The 14,019-nt window shown below is 65.3% G+C and carries 11 protein-coding genes; 3 read left to right on the top strand and 8 right to left on the bottom strand.

Annotated elements, in window-relative coordinates:
- Nucleotides 1-18: 18 nt before the first annotated feature.
- The gene (locus GGQ93_RS04655; RefSeq protein ID WP_054765843.1) at nucleotides 19-681 is read right to left on the bottom strand and encodes an RpiB/LacA/LacB family sugar-phosphate isomerase; all 663 of its coding nucleotides are present in this window, start codon (nucleotides 679-681) and stop codon (nucleotides 19-21) included.
- A gap of 224 nt (nucleotides 682-905) precedes the next feature.
- Here GGQ93_RS04655 and kduD point away from each other — a divergent pair, with 224 nt between their 5' ends.
- The 3 genes from kduD to GGQ93_RS04640 all read left to right on the top strand — a co-directional run bounded on the left by kduD (nucleotide 906) and on the right by GGQ93_RS04640 (nucleotide 4,486).
- The gene (gene kduD / locus GGQ93_RS04650) at nucleotides 906-1,664 is read left to right on the top strand and encodes a 2-dehydro-3-deoxy-D-gluconate 5-dehydrogenase KduD (RefSeq protein WP_054765844.1); all 759 of its coding nucleotides are present in this window, start codon (nucleotides 906-908) and stop codon (nucleotides 1,662-1,664) included.
- Nucleotides 1,665-1,683: 19 nt separating this feature from the next.
- Nucleotides 1,684-2,727, top strand: a complete 1,044-nt coding sequence (locus tag GGQ93_RS04645) for a sugar kinase (RefSeq protein WP_183215423.1) — start codon at nucleotides 1,684-1,686, stop codon at nucleotides 2,725-2,727.
- A gap of 109 nt (nucleotides 2,728-2,836) precedes the next feature.
- On the top strand, nucleotides 2,837-4,486 hold the full coding sequence (locus tag GGQ93_RS04640) for a pectate lyase (RefSeq protein ID WP_183215421.1): 1,650 nt from the start codon (nucleotides 2,837-2,839) through the stop codon (nucleotides 4,484-4,486).
- Between the two features lie 45 nt (nucleotides 4,487-4,531).
- Here GGQ93_RS04640 and GGQ93_RS04635 read toward each other — a convergent pair whose 3' ends face one another.
- From GGQ93_RS04635 to mreC, 7 genes are all read right to left on the bottom strand, one after another.
- A complete protein-coding gene (locus tag GGQ93_RS04635; RefSeq protein ID WP_183215419.1) occupies nucleotides 4,532-6,031 on the bottom strand; it encodes a UxaA family hydrolase in 1,500 nt (499 codons plus the stop codon).
- A 3-nt stretch (nucleotides 6,032-6,034) separates the two neighbouring features.
- Nucleotides 6,035-7,480 carry a mannitol dehydrogenase family protein gene (locus GGQ93_RS04630; protein WP_224764258.1) on the bottom strand — a complete coding sequence of 482 codons (1,446 nt, stop codon included), beginning with the start codon at nucleotides 7,478-7,480 and terminating at the stop codon, nucleotides 6,035-6,037.
- Between the two features lie 32 nt (nucleotides 7,481-7,512).
- The gene (gene uxaC, locus GGQ93_RS04625; protein ID WP_183215415.1) at nucleotides 7,513-8,928 is read right to left on the bottom strand and encodes a glucuronate isomerase; all 1,416 of its coding nucleotides are present in this window, start codon (nucleotides 8,926-8,928) and stop codon (nucleotides 7,513-7,515) included.
- A gap of 197 nt (nucleotides 8,929-9,125) precedes the next feature.
- Complete coding sequence (rodA, locus tag GGQ93_RS04620) at nucleotides 9,126-10,280, bottom strand: rod shape-determining protein RodA (protein WP_054765850.1); 1,155 nt, start codon at nucleotides 10,278-10,280, stop codon at nucleotides 9,126-9,128.
- Nucleotides 10,277-12,274: a penicillin-binding protein 2 gene (gene mrdA / locus GGQ93_RS04615; RefSeq protein ID WP_152950321.1), complete on the bottom strand. Its 1,998-nt coding sequence runs from the start codon at nucleotides 12,272-12,274 to the stop codon at nucleotides 10,277-10,279. Before mrdA ends, rodA begins: the two co-directional genes overlap by 4 nt.
- Nucleotides 12,271-12,789 carry a hypothetical protein gene (locus tag GGQ93_RS04610; protein WP_054765852.1) on the bottom strand — a complete coding sequence of 173 codons (519 nt, stop codon included), beginning with the start codon at nucleotides 12,787-12,789 and terminating at the stop codon, nucleotides 12,271-12,273. The genes mrdA and GGQ93_RS04610 overlap by 4 nt, the downstream gene beginning before the upstream one ends.
- Complete coding sequence (mreC, locus tag GGQ93_RS04605; protein WP_054765853.1) at nucleotides 12,786-13,907, bottom strand: rod shape-determining protein MreC; 1,122 nt, start codon at nucleotides 13,905-13,907, stop codon at nucleotides 12,786-12,788. Before mreC ends, GGQ93_RS04610 begins: the two co-directional genes overlap by 4 nt.
- Between the last annotated feature and the right edge of the window lie 112 nt (nucleotides 13,908-14,019).

The raw sequence follows: 14,019 nt of genomic DNA, 5'->3' as shown, positions 1-14,019 counted from the left end.
GCCGGCCGAGCCTTGGCCTTATGCGGGCTCCAAAGCCTTCGCGCCGCTCAGAACGCCCTTCAGATAGTCGCGAATATCTTCGTCCGTAGCGTTGGCGAAGAAGTATTCGGAAAACCGCTCGCCCGCGATCGCGGCTTTCAGCAAGTCCTGATCCATCTCCTTCAGCACGGTCAGCATGTCCTTGCAGGATGCGGCCTTCAGATCGCGCAGCACGCCTCGGTTCTTGCGCATGATCTCCGCACGTTCCTTGGGATAGCCCAGGCCGCGCTCGCCCTCGAACAGTTTGCGATACACGTCCTGAAGGTTCAGCTCCGCCGCCCAACCGAACCCCTTGGCATAGGGCATGGAGATGGCGTTTCCGTCATTGATCTGGCCGAACAGGAAGGCGTCGGTCGGATCAATGACCAGGCCGCAGAAGACGCCCGGCATGCTGTTGCAGGCCAGCATCGATCCCATGCCGGTGCCGCAACCGGTCACCACGAAGTCGGCGGCGCCGGAGTTGAGCAGGATGGCGGTCAGCACGCCGTTCATCACATAGGTCAGCGACGCCTTATCCTCGGCGGCGTACATTCCATAGTGGAACACCTGATGCCCCAGCGGCTCCGCGACGGCGGACAGAGCCGCATGCACCGTCTCGCTTTTTGCGGCCTGGCTGTTTTCGATAATGAGCGCGATCTTCATGGGGACTCCTCAAGGCGAGTTCAGGCGACATCGAACCATGTCGCGCGATTATGGGCTAATGGATTGCATCATAATATGACACCGGTTACCTAGTCCACATGGGGAGAGATGCAAGGTCAGCCGGATCGATTTCCCGGCGAGGCTGACAGAGCGGAACATTAGCCCTTGCCGCATCACACCCGCTAAACGGCGTCGCAAAAGGCGCAGACTAGAGGAAACACAATATGACCACTCCATTCGACCTCACCGGAACAGTCGCCCTGGTCACCGGCGGCAATGTGGGCTTGGGCCAGGGAATCGCTCTGGCTCTGGCGGAAGCCGGCGCCGACATCGTTTCGGTCGCCCTGTCGGATTCCGACGACACGGTCGCCAAGGTGAAGGCCATGGGACGCCGCGCTCATGCGGTCAGCGCCGATCTGACCTCGATCGAACCGGTCGAGCGCGTGGTTCAGGAAACCCTTGAGGCGATGGGCCGGATCGACATCCTGGTCAACAATGCGGGCCTGATCCGCCGCGCCGACGCCGTGGACTTCACCGAGGCCGACTGGGACCTGGTGATGAACATCAATCTGAAGACCGTCTTCTTCCTCAGCCAGGCCGTGGCCCGTCACTTCATCAAACAGGGCGAAGGCGGCAAGATCATCAACATCGCCTCCATGCTCTCCTTCCAGGGGGGCATCCGGGTGCCCTCCTACACCGCCTCCAAGTCGGGCGTGGCCGGCCTGACCAAGCTGATGGCCAATGAATGGGCGCCGCACGGCATCACCGCCAACGCCATTGCGCCTGGGTATTTCGCCACTGCCAACACTCAGGCGCTGCGCGAGGACCCCGTCCGCTCGGCTGAAATCCTGGGCCGCATCCCGGCCGGCCGCTGGGGCGAGCCTTCGGACCTCGGCGGGGCCGCCGTCTTCCTGGCGAGCCGAGCGTCCGACTATGTCCAAGGCGCCATCCTGCCGGTCGACGGCGGTTGGCAGGCGCGCTGAGCGACGGCTAGTCTGAAGCATGACCCACAGCGCATCTCCCCGCCGCATCCTCTGCTTCGGCGAGATGCTGCTGCGGTTTTCGCCCAATCAGCACGAGTTGCTTCTGCAGTCTCCCGCCCTGACGGTCCGTCCAGGGGGCGCGGAGGCGAATGTCGCGGTCTCCCTGGCCCAATTCGGCGCCCCCACGGGTTTGGCGACAGTCTTGCCCGACAACGTCCTGGGTCGCGCCGCGCGTGACGAAGTGCGCCGACACGGCGTCGATACCTCGACGGTCCTGTTCAAGGCCGGTCGAATGGGCCTGTACTTCCTCACCCCTGGGGCCGTAAGGCGCCCATCGGAAGTCCTGTACGACCGCGCCGGCTCCGCCTTCGTCGAACATGTCCATACGGCGTTCGACTGGGACGCCTTGCTGGACGGGGTGGAATGGCTGCACGCGTCCGGCGTCACGCCGGCTACGGGCCCTAACGGCTCGTCCGCCGCCGTCGCCCTGATAGACGCTGCGGCGCGCCTGGGGGTTAAGGTCAGTTATGACGGCAACTTCCGCGGAAAGCTGTGGGAGCAATGGGACGGCGATCCCCCGAGGGTCTTGGGCCGCATGCTGAGCGGCGCGACCCTGGCCTTTGCCGACGATCGCGACTTCGGCCTGGTGCTGAGGACGCGGTTCGACGACGCCGACCCCGCCGTCCGGCGTCGCGAGGCCGCAAAGGCCGCCTTCGACGCCTTTCCTCGTCTTCAGCGCATCGCCTGCACCTTGCGGGTGCAAGACAGCGTAGCCGACCAGGCGCTTTCGGCGGTGATGCTGACGCGAGACGGTGGACGGATCGTCGAAACGCAGGCGGACGCCCTGCACATGGCCGGTGTCGTGGACCGGGTAGGCGGTGGCGACGCCTTCGCTTCCGGCGTGCTGTTCGGGCTCTGGAGCGGCTGGTCGGATCAGCAGGCGCTGGATTTCGGCTTGGCGGCCGCCGGCCTGAAACACTCGGTTCCGGGCGATTTCAACATGTTCTCGGCCGATCAGGTTCGGGCGGCCATGGGTGACAACGGGTTCGACATTCGCCGTTAGATCCCAGCCGGATCCCGTCGAGACTCCCCTAGGAAACCGGTGTCAATCGTGCTTGATTGAGTCTCCAACCGGCCGCGAAGAGCCGTTTCAGAGGTCCAGGAGTTTCAGCATGCATGCCCCTTCCATGAGCCGTCGCGCCGTCTTGGCCGCCGGCGCCGCCGCCACATTCGTCGCCGCCTCAGCACCCGCCCTCGCTGTCGCCGCCTCGGCGCCTCAGCGGGACGCCATCCTGGCGGGGATGAAGCGGGCCGCACGCTTTATGACCGATGAGGCTGCAGTCGAAGGCGGTTATGTCTGGCAGTATCTGCCCGACTTTTCTCGGCGTTGGGGCGAGCTGGAAGCCGGCCCGACCATGATCTGGGTGCAGCCGCCTGGAACCGCGACCATGGGGCACCTGTTCCTGGACGCCTACCATGCGACCGGCGACGAATTCTATTATGAGGCCGCCAAGTCCGCCGCCGACGCTCTAGTCCGGGGCCAACACCCGGCCGGCGGCTGGAACTATGTCATCGACACGGCCGGCGAGGCTTCGCTGAGGCGGTGGTACGACACGGTCGGCAAGAACGCCTGGCGGTTGGAAGAATTTCATCGCTACTACGGCAACGCCACCTTCGATGACGCGGGTACGGCTGAGGCCTCGCAACTGCTTCTTCGCCTGTACCTCGAAAAGCGAGACCGCAAATATCTGGCGCCTCTGAACAAGGCGATCGATTTTGTCCTCGATAGCCAGTATCCGAACGGCGGCTGGCCTCAACGTTACCCCTTCGTGCAGAATGGCGGCGTCCACGGGCACGCTGATTACACGCCCTACATCACCTTCAATGACGATGTCGCAGGCGAGAATCTGGAGTTTCTGATCTACGCCTGGCACGGACTGGCGCGGAACGGACGCGGCGATCCGCGCATCCTGGATGCGATCAACCGCGGCATGGATATCTTCGTCAGAACCCAACAGCCTCAGCCACAGCCCGCCTGGGGCCTGCAGCATTTCCCCGACACCCTAAAGCCGGCCGGCGCGCGGACGATCGAACCTCAGGCCTTCGTCACCCATGCGACGGGCACCAACATCAAGTCGATGCTCGGCTTCTACCGATTGACGGGGGACCGGAAATTCCTTGACCGCCTGCCTGAGGCCCTGGACTGGCTGGATCAGGTCGCGACCAAGCCGCCGCTCAATACACCGGGGCGGACCCATCCCACCTTCATTCTCGAAGGCGCCAACACCCCGATCTACATCCATCGTCGGGGGTCCAACGTCGCCAACGGCCAGTACTACGCCGACGACAATCCCGAGAATCTGATCGTCCACTACGGTTCGTTCCGGAACGTGGACACGCCCGCTCTTCGCGCGGAGTATGCCCGCCTCTCCGCCCTGCCCGTCGAGGCTGCGACGCAAGGGTCGCCGCTGAAGGCGCGACCGGGCTCTCTACGGCTTCCGACGTATTTCACCCTTCAGGACGTCGATGTCTGGGACATGTCCAGCGAGGCCAAACGGCCGTCGCCGGTCAGCGAAAGCCGCGTAGCCGAGGTTCTGGCGGGACTGAATACGCGGGGCTATTGGCCGACGCCGCTGACGACGACGTCGAACCCCTACAGGGGCGACTCTCCGACCGCCGTGACCGGCGGCGAATATCAGATGACACGCGTCGGCGACGTCTGGGACACGTCGCCCTATCGGACCGACTACCCGGTCGAGGGCGTTTCCACCTCGGTCTTCATTCGAAACATGGGCGATCTGATCCAGGCCCTGGTCGCCTGACCGGAGCGGGCGGCCCGAATGATCGGGCCGTCCGGCGTCCGGCCCTTAGAGATAGGCGCCCACCTGCCAAGGGACGAACTCATTGTCGCCGATGCCCAGCGCCTCCGACTTTGAAGGCTCGCCAGAGGCCACGGCCAGCATCTTTTGGAAGATCCGTTCGCCGACGTCGGCCAGGCTGGCGCCCGTAAGCACCGGCGAAGCGTCGATATCCATGTCCTCGTCCATCCAGCGCGCCAATTTGGCGTTGGACGCGATCTTGATCGAGGGCGCCGGCTTGGCCCCGAAGACTGAGCCACGGCCGGTGGTGAAGACGATCAGATTGGCGCCCGAGGCGATCTGGCCCGTCGCCGAACAGGGATCGTAGCCTGGGCTGTCCATGAAGCTGAGCCCCCTGGCCGCCCGCGGTTCGGCATAGCCGATCACATCGTTGAGCGGCGTCGAGCCCGACTTGGCGACGGCCCCCAGAGACTTCTCCAGGATGGTTGTCAATCCGCCCTTCAGATTGCCCGGAGAGGGGTTGTTGTTCAGCTCCATCTGATGCCGCGCCGCATAGTCGCGCCACCAGGCCAGGCGCGCCTGCAGCTTGTCGGCGACGGCCTGTGACGCTGCGCGGCGCAGCAGCAGGTGTTCGGCGCCCCAGATTTCGGGTGTCTCCGACAACAGGGCCGACCCGCCGTGGCTGACCAGCCGATCGACCGCCTCGCCCAAGGCCGGGTTGGCCGTGACGCCGGACCAGCCGTCCGAACCGCCGCACTGAAGGCCGACCGTTAGATGCTCGGCCGACACGGTCGTGCGTCGCATCTTGGCGGCCTCCCTAATCAGGTCGCGAACGATCGCGACGCCGGCCTCGATCGCGCGCCCTGTCCCTCCAGCCTCCTGTATGGTCAGGGCATGAAGTGTGGGACCGGCGTTCAGCCCCTCATTGGCGAGCCAGGCGGGGATCTGATTGGCCTCGCACCCCAGCCCTACGATCAGCAGGGCGTGAAAGTTCGGGTGGCGGGCATAGCCTCCCAGGGTGCGCTGCAAAAGGGCGACGTCGGAAGACAGGGATGAGCCCCCGCATCCCCCCTGGTGGGTGAAGGCGACCACCCCGTCGACGCCGTCCGGCAGGCCGTCATCAGGAAAGGCGTCGGCGATGCGGCGCGCCACTGTGGCGGAACAGTTCACGCTGGTGAGCACGCCGATATAGTTTCGCGTCCCCACTCGCCCGTCCGGGCGCACGATCCCCTGAAAGGTCGCGTCAGACCGCAGCGGCGGCGAACGCAGATCTGCCCCCACCTCGGCCTCTCGTCCATCGTCGGTCATCATCAGATTATGGATGTGAACGTGGTCTCCCGGCGCGATCGCAATGCGGGCGCGGCCGATGACCTGACCATAGCGACGAACCACTCCTCCCGCTTCCACAGCATGACGCGCGATCTTATGACCCGTGGGGATGTGGGTGCGCGCGGGGACGTCCAAGCCTTCGGGAGTCTGGCCTTCGGAAATGTCATCCAGGGCGATGGCGACGTCGTCGAGTGAATTTAAGACCACAATGCGAGACATGATCTAGACCGCCGCCTCCCGCGCCGCCTCGACCGCTCCTTTGCGACACAGCGACAGATAGGCGTCCGTAACCGCCAGGGCGAAGCGGTCGTCCGCCGCCAGGCGCTGCGGAAAAACGGCCGCAAGCCTCAGAAGACTCAGCACCTGGTCGGCTTCATTGTCAGCCTCAGCCAGACGCCGCGCCGTTTCGGCGGCCAGCGGATCATCGACCTCGAAGCGCTCTCCCCCTTCCGTCAAACCCGATTGCCACCTCATCCAGGCCGCTACGCCCAGCGCCGTCGCCTTGATCCCGAGCCCTGCCGCCAAACGATCTGAGGCCGTCGCCAACAGCCGCTGCGGCAGCTTCTGAGAACCGTCGATGGCGATCTGGCGTGTGCGATGCATCAGGGCGGCGTTGCAGAAGCGCGCCATCAGGGCCCGCCGATAGTCGGCGATCACCAAACCGGGCGGCGGCTCCAACGTCGTCTCGACCTCGTCCCACAGGGCTTCGACATAGGTGCGGAAGGATGGCACACCCACCACCTCATGCACATGTTCGAAGCCGGCCAGGGCCCCAAGGTAGGACAAGGCGGAGTGAGCGCCGTTCAGGAGTCTCAGCTTGGCGTTCTCCCAAGGCTCGACGGACTCCGCCAACTGAACGCCCAGCCCTGGAAAGTCCGGTCGCTCGCCGGCGAAGTGGTTTTCGATCACCCACTGGGTGAAGGGCTCCGTCTTGACCATGCCTTGATCCTCAAAGCCGAGCCGGCCGGTCAGTCGCGCCACATCGTCGGGGGTAGTCGCAGGAACAATGCGGTCGATCATGGTCTGCGGGAAGGCGCCATGACGCCTGATCCAGTCGGCCAAATCAGGGTCGATACGGCCCGCCATCGCCAGCACGGCCGCCCTGATTCTTTGCCCGTTCTGCGGAAGATTGTCGCAGCTGATGACGGTGAAGGGTTTAAGGCCCGCAGCCTTGCGCGCCTTCAGCGCCGCAACAAGGAATCCGGGGGCCGTGCGCGGCGCCTCCAGATCGATCAAATCCGCAGCCACGTCCGGATCATTGAAAATCAGATCGCCGCTTGCGGGGTCGATACGGTAACCCTTTTCGGTGACGGTCAAGGTGACGATGTGAACCTCAGCCCTCGCCATGGCGGCCACCAGGGCGGCGGGGTCTTCTGGGCCGACCAGGACGCCGCAGCCCGCGCCAATGATGCGAAGATCCTCGCGCGCCCCGTCACGCAGCACCAGGGTGTACAGTCCGTCTTGGGGATTCAGTTGGTCTCTGACGCCCGGCGACCGCAGCGAGGCCCCGAGAACCCCCCAACGCAGGTCGCCGCCGGCCAGGGCGTCGTCGAAAACAACCGCCTGATGGGCGCGGTGGAAGGCTCCCACCCCCAGATGCACTACGCCGGTCTTCACCTCCGCACGGTCATATTTGGGCTGAGCGACGTCCAAAGGCAGTTGCGACAAAGCCCCTGAGTTCAGCCGGGACGTTTGACCGCTCACAGCTTGTAAGCCGCCTTGACCAGGCCATAGGTCAGGGCGTGGGCGACCTCGTGCGCCTCGTCCTCCTCGATCCTATGCTCCACCACAAGCCGGGCCAGGAAGCTGCAGTCCATGCGCCGCGCCACATCGTGACGGGCCGGGATCGACAGGAAGGCGCGGGTGTCGTCATTGAACCCGACCGTGTTGTAAAAGCCGGCGGTCTCGGTGACCTGTTCGCGGAAGCGGCGCATGCCCTCTGGGCTGTCGTGGAACCACCAACTGGGGCCCAGTTTCAACGCCGGATAATGACCGGCCAGCGGAGCCAGTTCGCGGCTGTAGCTGGTCTCGTCGAGGGTGAAGACGATCAAGGACAGGCGCCTGTCCGCTCCAAAGCGATCCAGCAGCGGCTTCAACGCCCTGACGTAATCGGTCGGGGTGGGAATGTCGCATCCCTTGTCGCGTCCAAAGCGATCAAACACCGTCGCCGAATGATTGCGGAAACTGCCGGGATGCAGTTGCATCACCAGGCCGTCCTCGACCGACATGGCGGCCATTTCGGTCAGCATCTGGCCGCGAAACAGCTCGGCGTCCGCAGCTGTCGCAGACGCCGTGGATACGCGACGGAACAGAGCCTCGGCCTCTCCTCTCGGCAGATCCGCCGTAAAGGCGGTCGGATGGCCGTGGTCGGTCGAGGTCGCGCCCCTTTCGATGAAGAAGGCGCGACGGTCGCGGAGGGCTTGAAGATAGCCGTCCCAGCTCATGACGTCGCGACCGGTAAGATCGGCCAGGCTGTGCAGATTGTCGCGGAAACCCTCATAGTCCGGATCCAGGACCAGGTCGGGTCGAAACGCGGTCAGCACCCTGCCTTTCCAGCCTGACGACGCGATGGTCTTGTGGTGATCCAGGGTGTCGAGCGGGCTCTCGGTGGTGGTCAGAACCTCGATATTGTAGCGTTCGAACAGCGCGCGTGGTCGGAAACCGTCGGTTTTGAGGGCGGCGTCGATGACATCGTAATAGTGGTCCGCCGTCTCGCCCGACAGACGCACATCTAGGCCGAACACCTCGGCATAGACCCAGTCATGCCAGAGGCGCGAAGGCGTGCCGCGAAACAGGTGATAGTTCTCGGCGAACCGGCGCCAGATTTTCCTGGGATCCGTCTCCACAGGCCCGCCGTCGACGCGCGGCACGCCCAGATCCTCCATCGCCATCCCCTGCGAATACAGCATTCGAAAGACGTAATGGTCGGGCGTAATCAGCAGCTCAGCCGGGTTGGCGAAGGCTTGGTTCAGGGCGAACCAGCTGGGGTCTGTATGCCCGTGCGGACTGATGATCGGCAGATCTTTGACAGCGTCGTACAGCCGCCGCGCGACTGCGCGGGTTCCCGCATCGGCCGGAAACAGGCGGTCGGGATGTAGTCGGAGCGGCTGGGTCATGAAATCCTTCCCTCAGTTCCCGCCGGTCGGACGCGACGAGTCGTTTCTGTTCCTCCTGTTACAGGGCTGAGGACAAAAAAGACACCGGTTACCTTAGTAGTCTAGTCTGCCTACGGCGCACGCTGAATCTGCGGCGCTGTAATCAAACGTGCGAGGTCTAGGCGGACGGCCTGCCGAGGCGCGCTTTTCAATCGGCCTCAGATCAGCCCATGGCCCTTCGGCAGTTCGGCGTATCGATGCACCCGCGTCGCCATGACGAGGCCGAAGCCGATCATGACGGTCAGCATCACCGTGCCGCCGTTGGACAACAGCGGCATGGGCACGCCCACGACTGGCGCAAGCCCCATAACCATGGCTCCGTTGATCAGCACATACATGGCGAAGGTGGCGATCACGCCGGACGCCGCCAAACGGCCGAAATGACTGTGGGACAGGGACGCTATTCGCAAAGAGATCAATATGATGGCCGCATAGGCGCTGAGCAGGAAGAAGGCGCCGACGAAGCCGAACTCCTCGGCGAAGGCGGCGAAGATGAAGTCGGTATGACGCTCGGGCAGAAACTCCAGCTGGCTCTGGCTGCCCAGGCCGTAGCCCTTGCCAAGAAGCCCGCCCGAGCCCATCGCGATCTTGGATTGGACGATCTGATACCCCTTGTCGGCCATGTCGGCCTCAGGGTTCAGGAAGGTCAGGACCCGGTGGCGCTGATAGTCGTGCATGCCGAACATCACATAGGGAGGCACGGCGACCGTGGCGACGGCGGCGACGGCGGCGATGATCTTCCAGTTCAGACCGGCCATGAACATGATGGCCGCGCCGGTCAGGCCGATCAGCATGGCCGAGCCCAGATCCGGCTGGTGCGCCACCAGCAGGAAGGGCATGCCGATGATGGCGACGGGAATGATCAGCTTCCAGTGAAAGCTCGCCTCCTTGGCCGAGGCCCCGTGGTACCAACGCGCCAGGGCCAGAACCACGCCGATCTTCATGATTTCCGAGGGCTGTATGCGGGTCACGCCCAGGTCAAGCCAGCGCGTGGCGCCGAGCGCGGTGTAGCCCAACGGCGTCTCGACGAGAGCCAGTAGGAACAGGGCCACGCCATAGATGGGATAGGCCAGGGCGAACCAGTAGCGAATGTTGATCATCGACAGCCCCAGCATCAGCACCAGGCAGACGCCGAACCGGATCAGGTGTTTAGCCGCCCAGGGTGACCACGAGCCGCCCCCCACCGAATAGAGCATCATTGCGCCCGCGCCGCCTACGGCGCAGATGAGCAGCAGAAGCCGCCAGTCGAGCTGGCTGATCTTGGTCGAAACGCGCTCGCGCTCGCCGGGACGAGACAGGGCGGAAGCGGTCATAAGCGCGGCTCCGTCGATGGGGGAAGCGGATCAACCGCCTCCGGCGTCGGCGCCGCCGGCTCGACGGTCGAAGGCTGGGTCAGGTCCGTCGTCTCTGTCGGCTCGGGCGCCGGCGGGCGTTCCATTCGCGCGCGCATCTCCGGATCCTTCAGCAAGGCGACCTTCATCACCTCCCGCGCGCGCGGCGCGCCGGCTGTACCGCCGCCCATGCCGCCGTGTTGCACAATCACCGACACGGCGTAGCGGGGATTGTCCGCCGGCGCGAAGGCGATGAACAGGTTGTGGTCCTTCTGGGCCCAGGGCCGGCCCGCGCCCTTGCGGGAGCCGGCGCCGTAGTTCTGCGCCTGGGCCGTCCCGGTCTTGCCCGCCATGCGGATGTCGCCGAGGCCCAGTTGGCTGTTCCTGAAGCCGGTCCCGCCGACGTCGGTCACCGCCTCCATCCCTTCCCGCATCACCTGCACGAAGGCCGGATCATAGGGCAGGTCGGCGAAGCTGCGGTCGCCCCCCTGCTCCACTCCCCCGATCGACTTGATCAGCCGCGGCGTCACGGCCTTTCGGCCATTGGCCAGTCGCGAAGCATAGACGGCCAGTTGCAGGGCGTTGACCGTCAAGGCGCCTTGACCGATGCCGTAGCTCGGCGTTTCGCCCGGATACCATTTGCCGTCGCCCCGCACGGGATTCTTCCGCCGCCATTCTCGGTCAGGCACCAGGCCCGGCTTCTGGCCGGAGATGCCGATGTCGTAGGTCTGGCCAAAGCCCATTTCGCGCGCCGTCTCGGCGATGGCGTCCGGCCCGACCTCGACCGCCAGGGTCATGAAATAGACGTTGCAGGAGTTCTTGATCGCCGAACGCATGTCCTGCGAACCGTGCCGTCCCAGGCAGGCGAACCGCCGCCCCAGATAGTAGGCCCCGTTGCAGACGATCCGTCGGTTCGGATCGCCGCCCCGTTTTAACGCCGTCAGCCCCACGACCGGCTTGAAGGTCGAGCCGGGCGCGAACGTCCCCGTGAGAGCCTTGTCCAGCAGCGGGCGACGCTCATAGTCGGCCAAGGCGCGATAGATGCTGGAAGGCACGCCCCCCACAAACAGGTTGGGATCGAACGAGGGGGCGGAGGTCATCGCCAGAATGTCGCCGTTGCGGACGTCCATCACGACGCAGGCGCCGGACTCCTCGCCGAACACCTCCAGCGCCCGGTTCTGAATGTCGGCGTCCAGGGTCAGAACCACTTCCTGCCCGGGAACCGCCGGGCGGGAGCCGCCCACATCCTCGGCCACCACCCGACCCCGCGCGTCCACCTCGACGCGATTGCCGCCGGGCTCGCCGCGCAGGGCCTCGTCCAGCGCCTTCTCCACCCCCTGACGGCCGATGCGGAAACTGGGGTTGAACAGCAGGGGCGGCACTTCTTCGCCCTTGTCGCGGATGGCCTTGACGTCTCGGTCCGACACCTTGGCCACATAGCCGACCACATGGGCGAAAGAGCCGCCGAACGGATAGTAGCGGGCGTCGTTCATGTCGGCCATGACGCCCGGCAGCTCGTTGGCGTACAGATTGACCTTGGCGAACTCCTCCCAAGTCAGGTCGCTCTTGACCGGAACCGGGTTGAACTTGGACGAGGCGTTGACGTCGCGGATGATGGCGCGGCGGCGTTCCAGGGTGTCGGGAAGCAGCCGACCCAGCAGGTCCAGGGTCTGGTCCAGGTCCTTGGTTTCGTCGCGCACCACCAGCACTCGGAAACTGGGGCGGTTGCCGGCGATGACGACGCCGTTGCGATCCTTGATCAGGCCCCGCGGCGGCGGAACCATGCGGAAGTTGAACTGGTTCTGCGACGAGAGGGTCGCATACTCCTGAGCCTGCACGACCTGGAGCTGGGCCAGCCGCCCTACAAGCGCCGCCACGCCGAGGGTCGCCAGGCCGCCGAACACGAAGGTGCGCCGCAGGAACGAGCCCTGTCGTTCATTGACGTCGGCGAAAAAAATGGAAGGTTCGCCGCTCATCGGAAGCGAATGTCTCCATCGTCGAACCGCTCAAGCATCCAGTCAGCGACCGGATAAAGCAGGAGGGTCGGGACGATCTGGCCGATCAGCGACAGAATGGCCGGCGGATTGCCCGCCCGCACCGTCACGATGACATAGGCGAACAGAAACGCCCCCAGGGTGCAGGCCACATACCAGGCGAACCGGATCAGCCCTTCGTGTCCGGCCAAAAGATTGCGCGACAGAAGCAGGACGCCATAGACCCCCATCAGACACAGGGCCCACATGCCGAGCGGGCCGTTCCAAAACAGGTCAAGGAACAGGCCCAGGGCGAACAGCACAGCCGGCGCCGTCATCGACGGACGGATCAAGGGCCAGGCGAAGGCCAGAACCATGGGCACGACCGGCTCCGGCAAGGTCAGGCCGAAAAGCTGGGCGGGGGTGGCCAGGACGATGGTCGCCGCGACCGCCACAAGGGCCGGATAGAGGATCCATTGCAAAGGCCCGACGACGCGGACCGCAACCGGCCGTCTCACGCGGCGCCTCCCGGCGCAGGCGAGGGTCCGCCCGGCGGAGTCTCAGGCGTGGACTGATCCGGAGCGGCGCGCGGAGCCGGACCGCGCTGAACCGACGGCCCGGCGGTTGCGGCCTGCGAAGCCTGGGCCTGCCGCGTGCGTTCGGCCTGGGCGCGTGCGGCCGCTTGCCGGCGTGCGGCAACGTCCGCAATCGCAGCCGCCTGTTCGAGGCTGGGCTCGGGCGCCGTCCCCAGACCCGCCAGGGGCGGCGCATTCAGGGCGTTGGGATCGACCAGTTGGCCGAAGTCCTGGAACAACAGCACACGCACATAATCGACAGCGCCACGATCGCTGAACAGTTTGACGCGCCAGCTGCCGTCAATGCCCTTGGCGGCGACGCCGATCGGTATGCCGCGCGGCAGTCCCCCACCGTCCCCAGAACTCAGAATGCGATCACCCGGCTGCACCGAGCCGGCTCCGCGAACAAACTCCAGACGCGGGTTGTCGCTGCCGTCGCCGGTGAGAAGCGCCCGCGCATCGGTGCGATCCACCAGGACGGGCGTCCGAGACGCCACATCGGTCAGGAGCACCATGCGGCTCACGCCTCCGGTCGCGCCCGTCACGCGACCGACGAGGCCGTGTTCATTGATCACCGGATTGCCGATCCGCACGCCGCGGCGCGTGCCCACGTCCAGAAGCTTGGCCCGATTAAAGGGTCCGCGCGCGTCGGAGATGGCGCGCGCCGTGATCATCGGAACGGGCGGCTCAGTCCGCAGCCCCAGCAAGGCTTCATAGCGCGCGTTGACGTTCTTCAGGGCGATGGCCTGGTCGCGCCACGGTTGGAGTTCCGCCAATTCCGCCTTGAGTTTCCGATTTTCCGACACCGCGAAGAAATAGCCCCCGACATAGTCGGTGACGGCGCCGACCCAGCGCACCGGCGCGGCCAAGATCCCGCTGACAGGTCCAGTCACCGTATCAGCCGCTCCGCGCACGGCGCCATAGCTGGAACCGCCGTCGACGGCCTTGCGATCGCTCACCAACAGGAGGCCGGCGGCCACGATCGACACGACGACGACAACCGCGGCGGTCCAGACCAGCGGCACCTTCAGGTTTTCAAAGGGACCGTCGCGAAACGCCACGGGCGACCTTCCACAAAAGGGGTTGGAATCGACAGGCGATCCCTGTCGTTCTGCCTGCCTATCGCAAAATCAGGGCCGGAATGGAACCGTCGATCACGCAGGGCTGAAAAGG

Origin of the sequence: Brevundimonas aurantiaca, from assembly GCF_014199955.1 — a bacterium.
Lineage (GTDB): Bacteria > Pseudomonadota > Alphaproteobacteria > Caulobacterales > Caulobacteraceae > Brevundimonas > Brevundimonas aurantiaca.
This window is presented reverse-complemented; position numbering and strand designations above follow the sequence as displayed.

Excerpts from the sequence above, each read along its gene's own strand:
- rodA (WP_054765850.1), bottom strand. The coding sequence starts at position 10,280 with ATGACCGCTTCCGCCCTGTCTCGTCCCGGCGAGCGCGAGCGCGTTTCG.
- GGQ93_RS04640 (WP_183215421.1), top strand. The coding sequence starts at position 2,837 with ATGCATGCCCCTTCCATGAGCCGTCGCGCCGTCTTGGCCGCCGGCGCC.
- GGQ93_RS04645 (WP_183215423.1), top strand. The coding sequence starts at position 1,684 with ATGACCCACAGCGCATCTCCCCGCCGCATCCTCTGCTTCGGCGAGATG.
- mrdA (WP_152950321.1), bottom strand. The coding sequence starts at position 12,274 with ATGAGCGGCGAACCTTCCATTTTTTTCGCCGACGTCAATGAACGACAG.
- kduD (WP_054765844.1), top strand. The coding sequence starts at position 906 with ATGACCACTCCATTCGACCTCACCGGAACAGTCGCCCTGGTCACCGGC.
- uxaC (WP_183215415.1), bottom strand. The coding sequence starts at position 8,928 with ATGACCCAGCCGCTCCGACTACATCCCGACCGCCTGTTTCCGGCCGAT.
- GGQ93_RS04655 (WP_054765843.1), bottom strand. The coding sequence starts at position 681 with ATGAAGATCGCGCTCATTATCGAAAACAGCCAGGCCGCAAAAAGCGAG.
- GGQ93_RS04635 (WP_183215419.1), bottom strand. The coding sequence starts at position 6,031 with ATGTCTCGCATTGTGGTCTTAAATTCACTCGACGACGTCGCCATCGCC.